15 protein-coding genes and 3 tRNA genes are annotated in these 18,608 nt (G+C 54.0%); 15 read left to right on the top strand and 3 right to left on the bottom strand.

Features of this window, described 5'->3' with window-relative positions; translation table 11 throughout:
- The first annotated feature begins 75 nt into the window (after positions 1-75).
- Positions 76-861, top strand: a complete 786-nt coding sequence (yaaA, locus tag ACOZ42_RS11875) for a peroxide stress protein YaaA (RefSeq protein WP_003801081.1) — start codon at positions 76-78, stop codon at positions 859-861.
- A gap of 204 nt (positions 862-1,065) precedes the next feature.
- Here yaaA and ACOZ42_RS11870 read toward each other — a convergent pair whose 3' ends face one another.
- On the bottom strand, positions 1,066-3,351 hold the full coding sequence (locus ACOZ42_RS11870; protein WP_426345153.1) for an FUSC family membrane protein: 2,286 nt from the start codon (positions 3,349-3,351) through the stop codon (positions 1,066-1,068).
- 440 nt (positions 3,352-3,791) lie between these two features.
- Between ACOZ42_RS11870 and ilvB the strand changes: the two genes are divergently transcribed.
- The 6 genes from ilvB (at position 3,792) to pnp (ending at position 11,083) form a co-directional block, all read left to right on the top strand.
- Positions 3,792-5,513, top strand: a complete 1,722-nt coding sequence (gene ilvB, locus ACOZ42_RS11865) for a biosynthetic-type acetolactate synthase large subunit (protein ID WP_426345152.1) — start codon at positions 3,792-3,794, stop codon at positions 5,511-5,513.
- A gap of 10 nt (positions 5,514-5,523) precedes the next feature.
- A complete protein-coding gene (gene ilvN / locus ACOZ42_RS11860) occupies positions 5,524-6,015 on the top strand; it encodes an acetolactate synthase small subunit (RefSeq protein ID WP_003801075.1) in 492 nt (163 codons plus the stop codon).
- 215 nt (positions 6,016-6,230) lie between these two features.
- Positions 6,231-7,247, top strand: coding sequence for a ketol-acid reductoisomerase (ilvC, locus tag ACOZ42_RS11855; protein ID WP_003801073.1), 1,017 nt, complete (start codon positions 6,231-6,233; stop codon positions 7,245-7,247).
- Positions 7,248-7,653: 406 nt separating this feature from the next.
- Positions 7,654-8,421 (top strand): CDP-diacylglycerol--serine O-phosphatidyltransferase, encoded by a 768-nt coding sequence (gene pssA / locus ACOZ42_RS11850; protein WP_003801070.1) that lies wholly within the window; start codon positions 7,654-7,656, stop codon positions 8,419-8,421.
- A gap of 164 nt (positions 8,422-8,585) precedes the next feature.
- On the top strand, positions 8,586-8,855 hold the full coding sequence (gene rpsO / locus ACOZ42_RS11845; protein ID WP_003801068.1) for a 30S ribosomal protein S15: 270 nt from the start codon (positions 8,586-8,588) through the stop codon (positions 8,853-8,855).
- Positions 8,856-8,944: 89 nt separating this feature from the next.
- Positions 8,945-11,083, top strand: coding sequence for a polyribonucleotide nucleotidyltransferase (gene pnp, locus ACOZ42_RS11840; RefSeq protein WP_003801066.1), 2,139 nt, complete (start codon positions 8,945-8,947; stop codon positions 11,081-11,083).
- A 443-nt stretch (positions 11,084-11,526) separates the two neighbouring features.
- Here pnp and ACOZ42_RS11835 read toward each other — a convergent pair.
- Both ACOZ42_RS11835 and ACOZ42_RS11830 read right to left on the bottom strand, forming a co-directional pair.
- Positions 11,527-11,612 (bottom strand) — tRNA-Leu (locus tag ACOZ42_RS11835).
- Positions 11,613-11,624: 12 nt separating this feature from the next.
- Positions 11,625-11,714, bottom strand: a tRNA-Ser gene (locus ACOZ42_RS11830).
- A 232-nt stretch (positions 11,715-11,946) separates the two neighbouring features.
- Between ACOZ42_RS11830 and ACOZ42_RS11825 the strand changes: the two genes are divergently transcribed.
- From ACOZ42_RS11825 to ACOZ42_RS11790, 8 genes are all read left to right on the top strand, one after another.
- Positions 11,947-12,921, top strand: coding sequence for an NAD(P)H-quinone oxidoreductase (locus ACOZ42_RS11825; protein ID WP_426345151.1), 975 nt, complete (start codon positions 11,947-11,949; stop codon positions 12,919-12,921).
- 160 nt (positions 12,922-13,081) lie between these two features.
- Positions 13,082-13,822, top strand: a complete 741-nt coding sequence (gene tpiA, locus ACOZ42_RS11820; RefSeq protein WP_426345150.1) for a triose-phosphate isomerase — start codon at positions 13,082-13,084, stop codon at positions 13,820-13,822.
- Between the two features lie 18 nt (positions 13,823-13,840).
- Positions 13,841-14,257 carry a preprotein translocase subunit SecG gene (gene secG / locus ACOZ42_RS11815; RefSeq protein WP_003801063.1) on the top strand — a complete coding sequence of 139 codons (417 nt, stop codon included), beginning with the start codon at positions 13,841-13,843 and terminating at the stop codon, positions 14,255-14,257.
- Between the two features lie 222 nt (positions 14,258-14,479).
- Positions 14,480-14,564 (top strand) — tRNA-Leu (locus ACOZ42_RS11810).
- A gap of 613 nt (positions 14,565-15,177) precedes the next feature.
- Positions 15,178-16,383 carry a porin gene (locus ACOZ42_RS11805; protein WP_426345149.1) on the top strand — a complete coding sequence of 402 codons (1,206 nt, stop codon included), beginning with the start codon at positions 15,178-15,180 and terminating at the stop codon, positions 16,381-16,383.
- A 602-nt stretch (positions 16,384-16,985) separates the two neighbouring features.
- Positions 16,986-17,345, top strand: coding sequence for an NADH-quinone oxidoreductase subunit A (locus ACOZ42_RS11800; RefSeq protein WP_003801061.1), 360 nt, complete (start codon positions 16,986-16,988; stop codon positions 17,343-17,345).
- A gap of 146 nt (positions 17,346-17,491) precedes the next feature.
- The gene (locus ACOZ42_RS11795; RefSeq protein ID WP_003801059.1) at positions 17,492-17,968 is read left to right on the top strand and encodes a NuoB/complex I 20 kDa subunit family protein; all 477 of its coding nucleotides are present in this window, start codon (positions 17,492-17,494) and stop codon (positions 17,966-17,968) included.
- 26 nt (positions 17,969-17,994) lie between these two features.
- Positions 17,995-18,606, top strand: coding sequence for an NADH-quinone oxidoreductase subunit C (locus ACOZ42_RS11790; RefSeq protein ID WP_426345148.1), 612 nt, complete (start codon positions 17,995-17,997; stop codon positions 18,604-18,606).
- The last annotated feature ends 2 nt before the right edge of the window (positions 18,607-18,608 follow it).

The raw sequence follows: 18,608 nt of genomic DNA, 5'->3' as shown, positions 1-18,608 counted from the left end.
CGGTCAGCGCGTTTTTTGTTCATGGCAGATAAAGGGGGCTCCCTTTATCTGTTTGGTTAGAAAGGATATAGGCGCATGTTGTTATTGCTCTCGCCAGCCAAGAAGCTGGATTACGATTCTCCTGTACGTACACAGCTGGAAACCCAACCCTTGTTTGTGGAGCAGGCGCAAGGCTTGATTGATATTTTGCGCACTCAGTCCGAAGAGGATATAGCGGGCCTGATGAAGCTGAGTGACGATCTGGCACGCCTGAACGTTCAGCGCTATCAGGAGTGGGAGCCCAAGTTTGACCGCTCCAACGCACGACAGGCTATTTTGGCGTTTAACGGCGATGTGTATGAGGGCTTGGCTGCCACGGATTTGTCGGACAAGGAACTCAAGTGGGCTCAGGATCACATCGTGATCTTGAGTGGGCTTTATGGAGCCTTGCGTCCTTTGGACTTGATGCGGCCCTATCGTTTGGAAATGGGCACTCGTTTGAAGAATCCCGGTGGTGCGAATTTGTACGCTTATTGGGGAAGCCGTATTGCCAATTATCTGAACGAGCGTCAGGAAGGTGATGCTGATCCTGTTGTCTTGAACCTTGCGTCGGAAGAGTATTTCAAGGCGGTGGATCAAAAATCCCTGCGAGCTCGCGTGGTGCAGTGTGTTTTCCAGGACGAGAAGAATGGCGTCTGGAAGATCATCAGTTTTTATGCCAAGAAAGCGCGTGGTTTGATGGCCCGCTTTGTGATTGATAATCGTGTTCAAACGGTAGAGGCTTTGAAGGCCTTTGATCGTGAAGGCTATGTGTTCCAGCCTGAGCTCTCCAGCGAGGACAAGCTGGTGTTTCGTCGCTCCGAGCAGGACGCCAAGGCTTGATGCGCAGGTAGATTTATGGCTTGCGCCCTAGGGGCAGCACGTTAGCGGATCAGCGGTGTTGCAGAGATGAAAAGGAAAGGCAAGGCCATGTATTGCGCCTTGCCTTTTTCTTTTTAGTGCTGCGACCAGATGAGGGCTTCGCGCCCTATGCTTTTGTTTATTCGGCTCTGACAGTGAGTTCCTTAGGTAAGCGGGGCATGGTCATCAAGCTCCTTGCTGGTTCAGCTCCTGCTTGCGCTCGGGTGGCAGCTGTGGGCCAGCACTGTATTCCAGCCCTCTCATATCCTGGCGAATCAACTGGGCTGCCTTGCTCATTTGACGGATTGGGTAGGCTAGCATGGCCAGTTCGCCTTCCGTTTCGATGGAGGCGGGCGGGTCTGCATCCTGATCGTTGATGAGTGCACCAATCGCATCCAGAGCGTTTTGGATGCCTGGCGGAATCTGGCTCAAATTAGCCAGAAGCGGGGCTGCGGCACTGATCTGCGAGGCCAGCACATGGTTCTGAATCAGCAGATTGTTCAGCAGGGACACATTGGCTTGTCGGCTGACAGGTTCGTCCATCATGCGATAGAAGGCCGAGGCAAAGTTGCTAAAGGCAATGTGCACGTTCTTGTTCGCCACCTGCCAGGCGGTGTCGGCTTCCATCAAATCCAGATCCACCTGAGCTTTCTGAGCCTCTGTCATCGTGGGTTCGCCCGCTTTATCATTTCTGAGGTTCTGGTTGTGCAGACGACTCAGGCGAGCGAACTCCAGACTGGCCCGCCAGAACTCTTTATTGGCGGCCAAGGCTGCGCGTGCCAGGCCCGTCATAGCCGTGGATTCCCAGTTCGGGAGCAAATAACTGGCCGCCATGGCAATGCCGCAACCGATCAGCGTATCGACCAGGCGCTCTCCAATAATGAAAGAGCCGCCTGTAGACAGGAACTGGAAGGACAGAATGACAAAAATGGTATTGAACAGGGCGGATAACAAGAAGTTCAATTGAACCAGACTGTTGCCAAGCAGATAGGCCAGCAACATGGCAATCAGATACAGCTCACGGTTATCGGTGAGCTTGAGCAGCAGAAAGGCCGCCGCACAGCCCAGTATCGTGCCAAACAGCCGCCAGCCATTACGTTGACGGGTGATGGCAAAGCCCGGTTTCATGATCACCAGAATTGTCAGGATGATCCAGTAACTGTGAGCGGTCAGGGCACTGACCAGGCCCAGTTCGCTTTGGAAGTGAGCGCTAAGTGCACCAATTCCCAGGGCCACGATGGAGGCGATGCTGACGCGTGCTGCATAGCGGAAGTGCGAGGACTTCAGCTTGAGATTACTGGTCAGCATGCCCAGACGCAGTTCTTCGCGCGACAGCATGCGGCTGAGTGATTTGTTCAGGTACTGGTCGACCGGAAGATTCTGGCTGGCTCTGTGTGACAGGCTGGCCATGCTGTCGACGATCCGGTTCAGGTTGCGCATGCGGCGCAGCACCTGGACTAACAGGGCATACGTTTCGGGGTCGGATTGAGACATGCCCTGACGTTTGTATTTCTCCAGCTCGTATTCCATGGCGCGGATTTCCGCTTTGACGCTGGAGCGACGGGTTGTGCGAGCGCTGCGTGAAACATTCATGGCGATGCGGCCAATATCCAGCGACAGCTTGTGCAAGCCGTCACGCGCAAAAACCATAAAATCGCTGTCGGAAAGCTGGCGGCGCAGGACGGTGTAGTCGGTGTAAGTGGCAACCAGCGAGTCCAGAATGCTGACCATGTTCAGAAAGATGGTCAGCAACGCCTTGCGGTGATGATCTCCCCGCCCATGACCGCGTGGCAGTTCGCGCAGTACCACATCGCGGGCCGCCTGATGCTTTTCGGTCATATTGGATTGAAGGTTGATCAGCCGCCGATAGCAAGCGTCCAGATCCGAGCTGGAGTCATAGAACTGTGATCGGGCTTCCATGTACTCAGCGGTGGCAAACAGTGCAACAGCCAGAGTCTGACGTTCTTCCCGATACCAGAACAAGCGTCGAAACAGCGTGCTGAACAGATAATAGGACAGGCCGCCGGCAAACGAGTAAAGGGTGTGCGCCAGCACTTCATGAGGCTGCATGGGAAAGCGCATCGTCAAGGTCATCAGCAGCAGGGCAGCAAAACCGATCAGCCCGCCGCGGCGACCAAAGACAGAAAACATGCTGTACAGAAAGCAGAGCAAGGGGACGCACAGCACCAGCAGCAAAGGGGAACTGGAGGCTAAGCCGGTCAGGCCCACGGTGACCGTGCCCAAGGCAATACCGCCGAGCATTTCATTGTTGCGGTAGCGGCGCGGGCCGCCGGGCTGGTCAATGATGGCAACGCAGGTCGCGCCCATGGACGCAATGACCCCGATGTCATAGTGACCAAAAAACCGGCCCAAAATAATGACCGGCAGCAGTACCCCGATGGACTGGCGCAGTCCACCGAAAAAGTAGTGGCTATACAGGAATTGTTTTAATTGTGGAATGGGCGATGCCATAAAATACCCGGACAGCTCGTCATAGGTAGACAGTATATCGTTTTACGTATGCCCGCTTTAAGCCTGTTTTTTTGCACTTTACCAACAATCACAGTTGCTCGCTTTGTGCAGGCAAGGTAAAGTAACCAGGTGTTTTTGCTCCGTATCCGAGCAAATTGTAGCGAGGCACTGTTAACCGGGCCATCCGCCCGGTTTTTTGCGCCTAAAAACTTTGTTGCTGGCCGCGTCACAAGCGTGGGATGCCAGGACTTCCGTTTCAAGCTAACGCATACGTTTTTGTGTGCACGCACTGGGTGTCGAAGAGTGCAGGCCGGACGGTAATGTGTCTGGGTGGTGTGGTCCTGTGGACCATGAAGCGCCAGATCATGTTGCTGACATCGGTTCAAGCTCGGACCGTCGTGGTCGATCGATATTGCAGAGCAAGACTGAAAGGAAAACTCATGTCTGAATTAAATGGCGCAGATATTGTTGTGCGCACGCTCGCGGACGAAGGCGTAGAACACGTTTTCGGATACCCGGGTGGTGCCGTTCTCTATATTTACGACGCAATCTTCAAGCAGGACCGCTTCCAGCACATTCTTGTGCGTCATGAGCAGGCCGCTGTTCATGCTGCGGATGCCTATTCCCGTTCGTCCCAGAAAGTTGGCGTGGCACTGGTAACCAGTGGCCCGGGCGTCACCAACGCCGTGACCGGTATTGCGACCGCGTACCTGGATTCCATTCCGATGGTCATCATCAGTGGTCAGGTCAGCACGCAGGCCATTGGCGAAGATGCTTTCCAGGAATGTGATGCCATTGGCATTACCCGTCCCTGTGTCAAGCACAACTTTCTGGTGCGCGATGTCCGTGATCTGGCCGATACCATTCGCAAGGCATTCTTTATTGCCACTACCGGCCGTCCAGGCCCCGTGCTGATTGATATCCCCAAAGATATTACGACCGCAACGTGCAAATACACGCCCAAGCGTGGCGAGGTCAAGATGCGCTCCTATGCGCCGGTGATCAAGGGCCATCAGGGGCAAATCAAAAAGGCTGTCCAGATTCTCAACAGCGCCGAGCGCCCGCTGATCTACGTGGGTGGTGGCGTGGTGCTGGGTAATGCAGAAAGCGAACTCAATGACCTGGTCAAGCTCAGTGGCGCACCCTGCACCACCACCTTGATGGGTCTGGGTGCCTATCCCGGCACGGCCGACCAGTACATCGGCATGCCCGGCATGCACGGTACCTATGAAGCCAACATGACCATGCAGCATTGCGACGTGCTGGTCGCTGTCGGTGCGCGGTTTGATGACCGCGTGATCGGCAATACCCGTCATTTCGGTCAGAATCCGCGCAAGATCATTCATATCGATATTGATCCTTCCGTGATCTCCAAGCGCGTGAAAGTGGATGTGCCGATTGTGGGCTGTGTCAAAGACGTGCTGACCGAGTTCAATGAGCTGTATGCGCAAAGCCGTCAGGAATCGCAGCACCAGCCTTCCCTGAACGACTGGTGGAAGCAGATCAATGTCTGGCGGGGCAAGAACTCGCTGGCCTACGCCAAGTCGGACGAACTGATCAAGCCGCAATTTGTGGTGGAATCCCTGTGGGAAGTGACGGGCGGCAACGCATTCGTGACTTCCGATGTGGGTCAGCACCAGATGTGGGCGGCGCAGTACTACAAATTCAATAAGCCTCGTCGCTGGATCAATTCCGGTGGCCTGGGCACGATGGGCGTGGGCTTGCCTTACGCAATGGGTGTGCAGATGGCCAATCCAGGCCAGGATGTTGCCGTCATCACCGGTGAAGGCTCCATCCAGATGAATATCCAGGAACTGTCTACGTGTAAACAGTACCGCTTGAGTCCCAAGATTCTTTGTCTGAACAATCGTTATCTGGGCATGGTGCGCCAGTGGCAACAGATCGATTACGGCTCGCGCTATTCCGAGTCCTACGTGGATGCATTGCCTGACTTTGTCAAACTGGTGGAAAGCTACGGTCACGTGGGTCTGGAAATCGACAAGCCAGCCGATGTGGTCCCCGCTATTCGCGAAGCCTTCACCACGCACAAAGACCGCCTGGTATTTCTGAACTTCATCACGGACCAAACCGAAAACGTGTTCCCGATGGTGAAAGCAGGCCGTGGCCTGACAGAAATGCTCTTGGGCCCTGACGATCTGTAAGGAGAGAATCATGAAACACGTCATTTCTATCCTTCTGGAAAACGAGCCCGGCGCACTGTCCCGTGTGGTTGGCCTGTTTTCGGCTCGTGGCTATAACATCGAGACCTTGACGGTTGCTCCTACCGAGGACGACACCCTGTCTCGCATGACCATCGTGACGCGAGGGGCGGACGACGTCATCGAGCAGATCACCAAGCACTTGAACCGTCTGGTTGACGTGGTCAAGGTGGTGGATCTGTCCGAAGGCCCTCACATCGAGCGTGAACTGATGCTCATCAAGGTGCGGGCTGTCGGCAAGGAACGTGAAGAGATGAAGCGCATGGCGGATATTTTCCGTGGCCGCATCATCGATGTGACGGACAAGACATACACCATCGAACTGACCGGTGTTCAAGACAAAATTGCTGCTTTCATTAATGCGCTGGATCGCACGGCCATTCTTGAAACAGTGCGCACCGGAGTCTCTGGTGTCAGCCGTGGCGAGCGTGTCTTAAAGCTGTAAGCCAAGGCTCTTTCAGGACAGAATGACCGCTTTTATTCAAGGGGCTGCCGTTCACGGCAGCGCCTTATAAAGGGTATGCACAGTCTGGTGCTGTGTAGACGCCGGTGTCCCCGTCCTGGAAGTAATGAGTCAAGGTCCTTTTTGTGCCGCTGCTGCATGAGCGGCCATTCTCGAATTGCTGTTTAAGCGAAATTATTAAATTTGGAGCACCTGAAATGAAAGTTTTCTATGACAAGGATTGTGATCTTTCCCTGATCAAAGGCAAGACCGTTGCCATCATCGGCTACGGTTCGCAAGGCCACGCCCACGCCCTGAACCTGCACGAGTCCGGCGTGAATGTGGTTGTGGGTCTGCGCAAAGGCGGCGCTTCCTGGAGCAAAGCCGAGAACGCTGGCCTGAAAGTTCAGGAAGTGGCCGAAGCCGTCAAGAGCGCTGACGTCGTCATGATTTTGTTGCCCGACGAAAACATTGCTGAGGTTTACCGCAACCAGGTTGCCGAGAACATCAAGCCTGGCGCCGCTCTGGCATTTGCTCACGGCTTTAACGTTCACTACGGCCAGGTTGTGCCCCGTGACGATATCGACGTCATCATGATTGCTCCCAAGGCTCCTGGTCACACGGTTCGTGGCACCTACAGCCAAGGCGGCGGCGTTCCTCACCTGATCGCTGTTTACCAGGACAAGACCGGCGCTGCTCGCGACGTGGCTCTGTCCTACGCATCGGCTAACGGCGGTGGTCGTGCCGGTATCATCGAAACCAACTTCCGCGAAGAAACCGAAACCGACTTGTTCGGTGAACAGGCTGTTCTGTGCGGCGGTGCGGTTGAGCTGATCAAAGCAGGCTTCGATACGCTGGTAGAAGCGGGTTACGCGCCTGAAATGGCTTACTTCGAGTGCTTGCACGAGCTCAAGCTGATCGTGGACCTGATCTACGAAGGCGGTATCGCCAACATGAACTACTCGATCTCCAACAACGCTGAATACGGCGAGTACGAGACCGGTCCGAAGATTGTTACCGAAGAAACCCGCAAGGCTATGCGCAAGTGCCTGGAAGACATCCAGACCGGCGTTTATGCCAAGAACTTCATCCTGGAAAACGCCGCTGGCGCTCCTACCTTGATCTCGCGTCGTCGTATCAATGCCGAATCGCAGATTGAGCAAGTGGGTAGCAAGCTGCGCTCCATGATGCCTTGGATTGCGGCCAACAAATTGGTCGATAAGTCCAAGAACTAAGTTTGATATCGGGGCAGGCGCCTAGTCTGCTCTGGTCTTGAACCTGAACCGGCTGATGTCTCGCGGCGTCAGCCGGTTTTTTTATTGCAGGACGCGTTGGGCGCGCAGCGCGGCTGCCCAGGCCAAAGGAGGCATACCCGCGTTGTGTCCTTGTCTTGTGGCTGTATTGATGACTGCGCGATAAAATGCAGTGCTCTTGCTGTGAGCATCGCGTCCTTGTCAGCATGCTGCGCAAGCGAGTTCGATAAAATCTACTCGTTCTTCGCGAACGCCCTGGTCGCAGGCCTCTCGGTCTTTTTTGCTTGTCCTGGCTTATATTTGCTTGAACTATTTGCGCTCTGTAGCCTTGTGGACAATGCTACATTCGAGTGTTCAGTCTTTAGCAACAACTCTTAAAGCATAAATTATGCCCAATTTGCTCAATGATGAAACCCGTCGTCGGCGTAGCATCTATCTTTTGCCCAACGCCTTTACCACCGCCAATTTGTTTGCGGGCTTTTATGCCGTTGTGCAAGCGATGAACGGTCGCTTTGAAGCGGCGGCCATCGCCATTTTCCTGGCCTTGGTGTTCGATGGGATGGATGGGCGGGTTGCTCGGCTGACCAATACGCAGTCTGCTTTTGGCGAGCAGTATGACTCCATGGCAGACATGATCTCTTTTGGTGCGGCTCCTGCGCTGGTCATGTATGTTTGGGCCATGCAGGGCTTGGGACGCTGGGGATGGTTGGCCGCCTTTATCTATGTGGCGGGTGGCGCCTTGCGTCTGGCTCGTTTCAACACCAATATTGAAGTGGTCGACAAGCGTTTCTTTCAAGGTTTACCCAGTCCGGCCGCCGCCGCGCTGGTAGCCGGTTTTGTCTGGCTGGCCGTGGACAATAAATTGTCGCTGCAAGTCAATGTGATCCCCTGGGTAGCCTTTGGTCTGACTATTTACGCCGGCCTGGCCATGGTATCCAATGCGCCGTTTTATAGCGGCAAGTCCTTTGCCATCAGCCGCAGCGTTCCATTTTGGGGCATGTTGCTGTTTGTGCTGGTCTTTGTATTTGTGTCGACCGATCCGCCCGTCTTTCTGTTTGGTCTGTTCTGCCTGTACGGGCTGTCGGGATGGTTTGTGATGGCCTGGCGTTGGCGTCGTGCCCGTGCCTTGGCGCGACTTCGGCGTGGAAACAACTAAAGTTGTTGGCTTCAGTGGAGGCGCAAGGCGAAATGCTTAACGCTGATCCTGGTTTTTCGTTATAATCGTTTGCTTGCACGGGCTCGTTGGGCCGGTGTACTCAATTTCATTTTCAACACGTTAGGGCACCTCGGTCCTAACGCAAGTCTTAGAGGCTATATAAAATGGCAGTTGCAGATATCAAAAAAGTCGATATCGTTTCCGAGTTTCAGCGTAAACAAGGCGATACAGGCTCCCCAGAAGTGCAAGTGGCTTTGCTGACCGCTCGCATCAACGAATTGACCGGCCACTTCAAGGCTCACAACAAAGATCACCACTCCCGTCGTGGTCTGTTGCGCATGGTTAGCCGTCGTCGCAAATTGCTGGATTACCTGAAAGGTCGTAATCCAGACGCTTACCGTGCTTTGATCGAAAAACTCGGTCTGCGTAAGTGATACCGGGGCTGGCTCCCCGCTAAACAACCGTGCATTCGGCGAACTGGTTTCGCTGTGTGCACGGTTTTTTTATTGTAAGGATTCTCCTAATGTTCAATAAAGTCACCAAGTCTTTCCAGTACGGTGAGCACACCGTTGTGCTGGAAACCGGAGAAATCGCACGTCAGGCGTCAGGTGCCGTGCTGGTTTCCATCGAAGATACTGTTGTGCTGGCCACCGTTGTGGGCGCCAGCAAAGCGAAAGCCGGTCAGGACTTTTTTCCTTTGACCGTGGATTACGTTGAAAAAACCTACTCTGCCGGCAAAATTCCCGGTGGTTTTTTCAAGCGTGAAGGTCGTCAGTCCGAGCGCGAGATCCTGATCTCCCGCCTGATCGATCGCCCCTTGCGTCCTCTTTTCCCCGAGGGCTTCTACAACGAAGTTCAGGTCATCATTCACACCGTATCGGTCAACCCTGAAATTGACCCAGACATCGCTGCCATGATTGGCGCGTCCGCTGCTCTGGCCATCTCGGGTATTCCTTTCAATGGTCCGGTGGGCGCGGCGCGCGTTGGTTACATCGATGGTCAGTATGTGCTGAATCCATCGGCCACTCAGCTGAAGTCTTCGGATCTGGATCTGGTGGTTGCCGGTACCGAACAAGCTGTCTTGATGGTTGAGTCCGAAGCCAAGCAATTGTCTGAGGAAGTCATGCTGGGCGGTGTGGTGTTTGCTCATGAGCAAATGCAAGCTGCCATCAACTGCATTCATGAGTTGGTTGAGGAAGCAGGTAAGCCCGAGTGGGATTGGCAGCCGGCTGCTGTCAACGAAAGCCTATTGGCTTCGGTTAGCGCCGCTGCCGAGGAAGGTTTGAAGCAAGCGTATCAAACGCGTGAAAAACAGGCTCGCACGGAGCAGCTTCGCGCGGTATACGCCCACGCCAAAGAAACCGTTCTGGCTCAAGCAGAGGCTAACGGTCAGGAACAGCCTGACATGGTGGCTGTTGAAAACATGCTGTTTGATCTGGAAAGCAAGATTGTGCGCTCGCGCATCTTGAGTGGCGAGTCCCGTATTGACGGTCGCGATACCCGCACTGTTCGTCCTATCAGCATCCGTTTGGGCGTATTGCCTCGTGCTCACGGTAGCGCCTTGTTTACGCGTGGCGAAACCCAGGCTTTGGTGGTGACGACGCTGGGCACCAAGCAAGATGAGCAAATTATTGACTCGATCATGGGTGAGTACCGCGATCGCTTCATGATGCACTACAACATGCCTCCTTTCGCTACCGGCGAAGCCGGCCGTTTCGGTGCCCCCAAGCGTCGTGAGATTGGTCACGGTCGTCTGGCCAAACGTGCTCTGACCCCTTTGCTGCCAGCAGCTGAGGATTTCCAGTACTCCATCCGCGTGGTGTCCGAGATCACCGAATCCAACGGTTCGTCTTCTATGGCGTCCGTGTGCGGTGGCTCTCTGTCCATGATGGATGCGGGTGTTCCGGTGCAAGATCACGTGGCGGGTGTGGCCATGGGTCTGATCAAGGAAGGCAACAAGTTTGCCGTACTGACCGACATTCTGGGCGACGAGGATCACCTGGGTGATATGGACTTCAAGGTAGCCGGTACCGAGAAAGGTATTACTGCTTTGCAGATGGACATCAAGATCCAGGGCATTACCAAGGAAATCATGCAGGTTGCATTGGCTCAGGCCCATGAAGGCCGTATGCACATCCTGGGCAAGATGAAAGAGTCCATCGACGGTTCCCGTACCGAGATGTCTGAATTTGCTCCTCGCATGTTGACCGTGAAGATCAACCCCGAGAAGATTCGTGACGTGATTGGTAAGGGTGGTGCCACCATCCGCGCTCTGACCGAAGAGACGGGCACGCAGATTGATATTTCGGACGACGGTACGATTACCATCGCCAGCGCTGATCTGGACAAGGCTCGCGAAGCGGAGCGTCGTATCAAAGAACTGACGGCTGAAGTTGAAGTGGGTCAGGAATACGAAGGCCCAGTGATGCGCTTGCTGGATTTTGGTGCGATCGTTCAGGTTCTGCCAGGTCGTGACGGTTTGCTGCATATCTCTGAGATTGCCAACTACCGTATTGCCAATATCAATGACGTACTGAAAGTCGGCCAGATTGTGAAGGTCAAGATCATTGAGGCTGATGAGAAAGGTCGTCTGCGTCTGTCGATCAAGGCTATTGGTGGCATTGAAGCTCAAGGCGGCCCGGCTGCTCCTGCTGCTTCTTGATAGCGTCTGCTGTTTGATGAAAGAAAAACCCGCTTAAAGGCGGGTTTTTTGTGCCCAGCCAATCTGTAAGACAGAATAAAGGCAGTACGTGCTGTGCAGTGCCGGAAGTCTGGGTGACTACACTATTGATGCAGTAGCAGTAGCAGTTAGTGGGGGGGGGGCTGGTGGCATCCCTGCTTTTTGTTGTGCCTGTGTTGCATGGGGCTTAGCAAGGGCCAGCCTTGGTGTGTACGATGCGGGCAGGGGAGGACATTGGGGGTGAGCGGCTGCTGCTTGAAGTAGTGCCTGCTAAGTGCCTGCATCGCAGGCTTGGCTTTCGGCCGGGAGTCGACATAAAAAAACCCGCTTTAGGGCGGGGTTTTTATGACTGGACAGAGACCATGAGCGAATAAAAACGGATGCTTTTATCGCGGGCGAAGATATCCGCCACTATCGAGAATATATGGTGCATCCAGCCGGAATCGAACCGGCACGATCAAGGATCGAGGGATTTTAAGTCCCTTGCGTCTACCAATTCCGCCATGGATGCAGCGGGAGTTGATGGCGGAAGCGGTGAGATTCGAACTCACGGATGGGTTACCCCATCGCCGGTTTTCAAGACCGGTCCATTCAACCGCTCTGGCACGCTTCCTATCAATCGCACTTTTACTGGACGCATACTAGTGCCTTTAAGCACCGCGGCCAGGAAAGCCTTAAAGTGTAACGTATAAATTCGCCAACGTCATGGAAATAATCGGTTTTCCTCTACGAAGCCGGGCACCTGTAGCGGCGCATATGATAGATTGCAGCAGGTATGGTGGCCGCATGGTGTTTTCTATCCGGGCCGCTATAAGCAAATAGTAGAGATATCACAGGGAGCAGGCATGCGAGCAGTGGAAATTACCGAGTTTGGAAAACCAGATGTATTGCGAATTGGCGAGCGACCGATGCCGCAGGCGGGTGCCGGGGAGGTATTGGTCAAGGTGTTGGCGGCGGGTGTCAATCGGCCTGATGTGTTGCAACGTGCCGGCGCCTATCCGCCACCTGCTGGAGCCTCTGATATTCCAGGGCTTGAAGTAGCGGGCGAAATCGTGGCCGGCGATCTGCAGGGTAGTGAGTTCAAGATAGGTGATCGGGTGTGTGCGCTGGTAAGCGGTGGCGGCTATGCCGAGTACTGCGTGGTCCCGGTAGAGCAGTGTTTGCCGGTGCCCGCCGGCTTCAGTGTGCTGGAGGCGGCCGGTTTGCCCGAGACCTTTTTTACAGTCTGGAGCAATGTATTTGAGCGTGGGCAGTTAAGCGCAGGCGAAACCTTGCTGGTTCACGGTGGAGCAAGTGGTATTGGAACCACCGCCATTCAGCTTGCTGTGGCGCTAGGGCATACGGTTTATGCCACGGCGGGCAGCGATGAGCGTGTGCAAGCCATCAATCGTCTCGGCGGAATTGGTATCAACTACAAAACACAGGTTTACGAAGAAGTCATTAAAGGCAAAACAGAAGGCCGTGGCGTGGATGTGATTTTGGATATGGTCGCCGGTGACTATATCAATCGCGATCTGGCTTGCTTGGCGGACGATGGCCGCATCGTCATTATTGCGATGTTGGGTGGCGTGAAGGCGACCATTAATTGTGGTGAGATTTTGCGCCGACGCCTGACGATTACCGGCTCTACCCTGCGTTCTCGGCCCGTTACGTTCAAGGCCCAGTTGGCGCGGGCCCTGAGGACGCATGTCTGGCCTTTGCTCGAGGCCGGGCGGGTACGACCGTTGATTCACGCTACTTTCCCCCTGGAGAAAGCCAGTGAGGCGCACGCCATGATGGAGGCGGGTGAGCAGGTTGGCAAGATCATTCTTGTTCCCTAAAAGCAGCAAAGGGTGGCACGGCCACCCGTTTTCTAGCGCTGAACAAAGGAATTTTCAGCTAAAGATGCGCGTAAAGGATTGGCTCGCGCTACAATAGCCGGTTAGCTGCGCCTTGATTTGTAGGCGTTGGTGTAACTTTCTGACTGGCATCAAGGGAGCAATGAGCGTACATTCTTCGCGTAAACGACTGGTTGCGGGCAATTGGAAATTAAATGGCTCGCTTGATGGCAACAGCCGTCTGCTGCAAGAACTGCTTGTTCGGCCTGAGATGCAGGCAGAGTGTGATGTGCTTGTATGCGTTCCTTACGTGTATTTGCCTCAGGCGGTGAGTATCCTGAAAGGATCGGCTATTGCTGTCGGTGCTCAGGATGTGAGTGTTCATGCCAAGGGAGCTTACACCGGGGAAGTTTCGGCAGCGATGCTGGCCGATATCGGTTGCCGCTGGGTCATTGTCGGGCATTCTGAGCGTCGGCAGTATCATCAGGAAAGTAGTGCTCAGGTTGCGGCCAAGGTGTTGGCTGCCTTGAATGCGGGCGTGACGCCGATAGTCTGTGTTGGTGAGCAGTTAGCGGATCGCCAGGCGGGGCAGGAGGTCTGCGTGGTACAGGACCAGCTCGAACCGATTAAAGCGCTGGGCGCGCAGATCGTGTCTCGTCTGGTGTTGGCTTATGAGCCCGTGTGGGCTATTGGCACGGGTCTGACGGCTTCGCCACAGCAAGCGCAGCAAATGCACCAACAGATTCGTGCCTATATGGAATCGGATCAGGTGCGCATTTTGTATGGTGGCAGTGTGAAGGCGGATAACGCCGCTGAGCTATTTGCCATGCCGGATATTGACGGTGCCTTGGTGGGTGGTGCATCTTTGGATGCGCAAGAATTTTTACGTATTGTGGCCGCTTAAAGGGTCTGGAGTCTTTAAATGCAAGATTGGATGTCTTCCGTTCTGATGGCGGTGCAGGTTATCTCCTCGCTGTTGATTATTGGTCTGGTTCTGTTGCAGCAGGGTAAGGGCGCAGATATGGGATCTGCTTTTGGTGGTGGTTCCGCAGGTAGCGTTTTTGGCGCTGCGGGTGCGGCCAACTTCCTGTCGCGTATGACTAAATGGGCGGCTATCGTCTTTTTTGCTTCTACTGGCGGTTTGGCGTGGGTGGCTCACCATCCTGCGCAAAAGGCAGACGCAGGTGTGATGCAAGGTTACGAATCCTCTGTGCCGGGTGCGGCTCCAACGGGGGCAGCGTCAGTTCCAGCGCCCGCGCCTGCAGCGTCCGTACCGGCAGCTGTGCCTCCAGCAGCTTCGGAAAGTCAGGAAGTACCCGCGACTCCTGCCGCCAAGTAAATGCGACTGGCTTGTGAGCATTTGGTCTCTCTATATAAGAGGCTTGAAAGATCACAAGGCAGTTTGAAAAGTAAGCAGACAAAGCCCGCCCTCAAGGCGGGCTTTGTTGTTTATGGCTGATTGTGTGAAATATGCCCCAGTACCGGCTTTTTTAAGTGTTTTAGGCTGTTTTGTGCTGACAGTCTCACTTTTATCGTGCTAATATCGCTGTCTTGATTGCTTGCCGACGTGGTGGAATTGGTAGACACGCTATCTTGAGGGGGTAGTGGCGAAAGCTGTACGAGTTCGAGTCTCGTCGTCGGCACCAAACAAAAAGCTGTGCGCTTGTGCGGCTTTGAAATAAAACCTGATCCTGAAAAGGACAGGTTTTTTTTTGCTTTTTTTGACACCAGGCTGTCGGTGCGGTGCGGTGCGGGTGAGGGTGTGGAATGTGGAGTGATGGGGGCTCGTCTGACCGCTTTTCCGGCTCACTTGATAGCGGTCAGGCTGCCCCTCGTAAAAATTCCCGCATTATGGAAAAGCTGAAAACCCGATGTCTTGGATGGAGGCTTTGCTGGGGAGGTGATGGGGGCGTGGGTGGGTGGTTGCGCTTTCTGGCGGGGTCGGCTCTATTTTGTCAGAATCCAGTATTGGCGATGCATTGCTGTAAGGACTTAAAGCAAGTTCTTAAGATGATTTCCGGCTTAGCCTGCTAATTGTCGCCTTCACTCAAAGCAGCCAGGAAAGCCTCTTTAAACAGGTTTTTGTTGTGTATAGCCAACAGCCTGTGCACAAAGATTCACGTTTCCGAAGGCTTTCGTAGTCAAGCGACGGGAATTTTGATGCAATAACGTTAACTTCCCATCGCGGAGTTAGAAAGAGCAGCAGCACTGTTGTAGTTGGGCTGCTCTGATTTACTCAAATCTACGGAGATTTCTTACATGAAAAAGACTCTGCTCGCTGCTGCTCTGATGGCCGGCTTCGCTGGCGTCGCACACGCAGAAACGTCTGTCACCCTGTACGGTATTCTGGACGCTGGTATCGGTTACCAAAAAGTTAAAGGCACTGAAGGCTACGCAAGCAACGGCCAAGGCGCAGAAATCAACTCCAAGCGCACTGGTCTGATCAATGGTATTCAGTCCGGCAACCGCTGGGGTCTGAAGGGTTCCGAAGATCTGGGTGATGGCCTGCGCGCTGTGTTTGTTCTGGAAAGTGGCTTTGATCTGGGTACTGGTAACTCTGCTCAAGGTGGCCGTCTGTTCGGTCGTCAGGCTACTTTGGGTCTGGCTGGTGACAGCTGGGGTCAACTGGACTTCGGTCGTCAAACTAACATCGCCTCCAAATACCTGCCAGGCGTAGCCGATCCATTCGGCGGTGGTTTCGACCAAGCTAACATCGGTGCTGCTTTCACATCGGCTAACACCGTTCGTTACGACAACATGGTCATGTACCAAACCCCTAACTTCTCCGGCTTCCAGTTCGGCGTTGGCTACTCCTTCAACGGTAACGGCAAACAGTCGTGGGACAAGGATCTGCCATTGGTTGGTGGCGGTACTGCTAACTCCAAGGACTTCAACAAGCAAGCTATCACCACCGGTCTGCGTTACGCTAACGGCCCAGTCGGTGTTGCTCTGACTTACGACCAAATTCGTAACCGTGGTCTGAACCCAGTTACCGTTGGCGGTCAAGTTGTTGGTGCCACTTACAGCGGTGGTGAAGACACGACCGTTAAGTCCTGGAACATCGGCGGTAGCTACGACTTCGAAGTGGTCAAGGCTTACTTGGCTTTCGGTCAAACACGTAACGGCTTGTTCGAAGGTCAAACTTTCGGTGATCTGAATCAGCAAGCTTTCTTGGGTAAAGGTCTGAAAGTTAACTCCTACCTGGTCGGCTTGTCCGCTCCAGTGGGTGCTGGTACTGTGATGGGTTCCTGGACAATGGCTGATCCTCGTACGGCCCCAGATACCTTCACTAACAGCGGTGCTTCGTGGGAAATGAAGAAACAGCACACTTTCAGCCTGGGTTACAGCCACCCACTGAGCAAGCGCACCAACGTGTACGCAATTGGTTCCTACGCCAAGAACGTGTACTTCATGCCTGATGCTAAGTCGACTCTGATCGGCGTTGGTCTGCGTCACCAGTTCTAATCGTTTCGCGTAGCATGTCTACGCGTTGCGAAGGGCAGGTCTTAGGACTTGCCTGAACTGCAGAAGTAAAAAAAGCCATCCTTCGGGATGGCTTTTTTATTGCTGGTTTGTAGGAGGGTGCGCGCAGGTGAAGTCGGTTGCCGGCTGCGGTGGGTTTGAGCTGCGGCTGCGAGCTTGAATGTGTGGAAGGAGATGCGTAGACGGCAGGTTTTGGGCTGGCCGAAAGCTTCAGGTGTGCATGTCGGGCTATATCGGACTTGAGTGTATTTTGTGCTGGGTGTTGGGGTGGGGCTTTTGGGGCCGACAGGCATCTGCTGTGTTCTTCTTGCTTACAAATTAATAAGGAAAATTTGTTTTCTAATGCCTAATTGCTGACATTTTCCTTACAAAACGGAGTAAGATGGGTAATCATGATCTTAAATCGCAACCCTTAATAGAATAAATAATCAATAGTTGAAGGGTTTTTGGTCAGGTAGCTGACAGTTTTTGCGGCGTGGGTGCAACACCCGCGCATAGATGTAATGCTTTGGGGTTATCCCCCAAAACTGTGCTCTCAAAATGCTACAATCCAAGAGTTTATTTACTGCGATTGGATGCTTTGCATGAACCTGCAAGAGTACTTTCCCGTTTTGCTATTTATCATCGTTGCCACTGGGATTGGCCTGGCGCTACTTTTGGTCGGTCGAGTGCTCGGTCCCAACCGGCCCGATGCTGAAAAGCTCTCTCCTTACGAATGCGGTTTTGAAGCATTCGGCGATTCGCGCATGAAGGTGGATATCCGTTACTACCTGATCGCGATTCTGTTCATCATGTTCGATCTGGAAATCGCTTTTCTGTTTCCCTGGGCCATGGCCAATGGAACAGTAGGCCTGGTTGGTTTCTGGACCGTTATGGCGTTTCTGGCCGTTTTGACGGTCGGTTTTATCTACGAATGGAAAAAAGGCGCTCTGGACTGGGAGTAACCCATCCACAGAGAACCCGCCTGAGGGTTTTCGCGTCTGCTGCTGGGCATAAGGGGCACGAGGATGCGTCTTGATGACAGCGGGTTTGGTCAGCAACAGGACAGGCCGGGTCTTCCCTGGCTCTGATCCGGCAAAAGGCAACTACTATGGCTATCGACGGCATTCTCAAAGAAGGTTTTGTGACGACCAGTGCAGACAAGTTTCTGAACTGGGCAAAAACAGGGTCTATGTGGCCCATGACATTTGGTCTGGCCTGTTGTGCAGTGGAAATGATGCACGCTGGTGCGGCTCGTTATGACCTGGACCAATTTGGCATTATTTTCCGTCCCAGCCCACGTCAGTCTGACTTGATGATTGTGGCGGGTACCCTGTGCAACAAGATGGCGCCTGCCTTGCGCAAGGTGTACGACCAGATGGCCGAGCCACGCTGGGTCGTATCCATGGGCTCCTGTGCCAATGGTGGCGGCTACTACCACTACTCCTATTCGGTTGTGCGCGGTTGTGATCGCATCGTTCCGGTGGACGTGTATGTGCCGGGCTGTCCTCCGACCGCTGAAGCCTTGGTTTACGGCTTGCTGCAAATGCAGAACAAGATCCGCTTGACCAATACCATCGCACGCTGAACGGTTAGAACAGGCTAAACAAGACTATGACACGGCTAGAAACTTTAAAAACCAACCTGCTCTCCATCCTGGGCGAGCAGGCTGCGTTGACGCAAGCGCGCAATGAGCTCACTTTGGAAGTGCCAGCTGATGCGTGGGTTGATACCTGCACCTTGCTGCGCGACCATGCTGATTTGCGCTTTGAAACCTGTATTGACCTGTGCGGGATTGATTACTCCGCCTGGAAAGCGCCTACCTTTCAGGCGGCCGCGGGTCAGTTCCCTCATCGCTTTGCCGTTGTGCTGCACCTGATGTCCTTGAAGCACAATTGGCGCCTGCGTGTGCGCTGCTTTGTGCCCAACGATGATTTTCCAACATTGCCGACCCTGTTCGAGGTCTGGCCTTCGGTGAACTGGTTCGAGCGCGAGGCGTTCGACCTGTACGGCATTATTTTCGAGAACCACCCTGATCTGCGTCGCATTCTGACCGACTATGGTTTTATCGGTCACCCGTTCCGCAAAGACTTCCCCATCTCCGGTTACGTCGAAATGCGCTATGACACCGAGCAGAAGCGGGTCATTTACCAGCCCGTCACCATTGAGCCGCGTGAGATTACGCCGCGAGTGGTGCGCGAGGATGATTACGGAATTGGGCGATAAGC

This window comes from Alcaligenes sp. HNGD-HTN06 (assembly GCF_049932565.1).
Lineage (GTDB): Bacteria > Pseudomonadota > Gammaproteobacteria > Burkholderiales > Burkholderiaceae_B > Alcaligenes > Alcaligenes ammonioxydans.
This window is presented reverse-complemented; position numbering and strand designations above follow the sequence as displayed.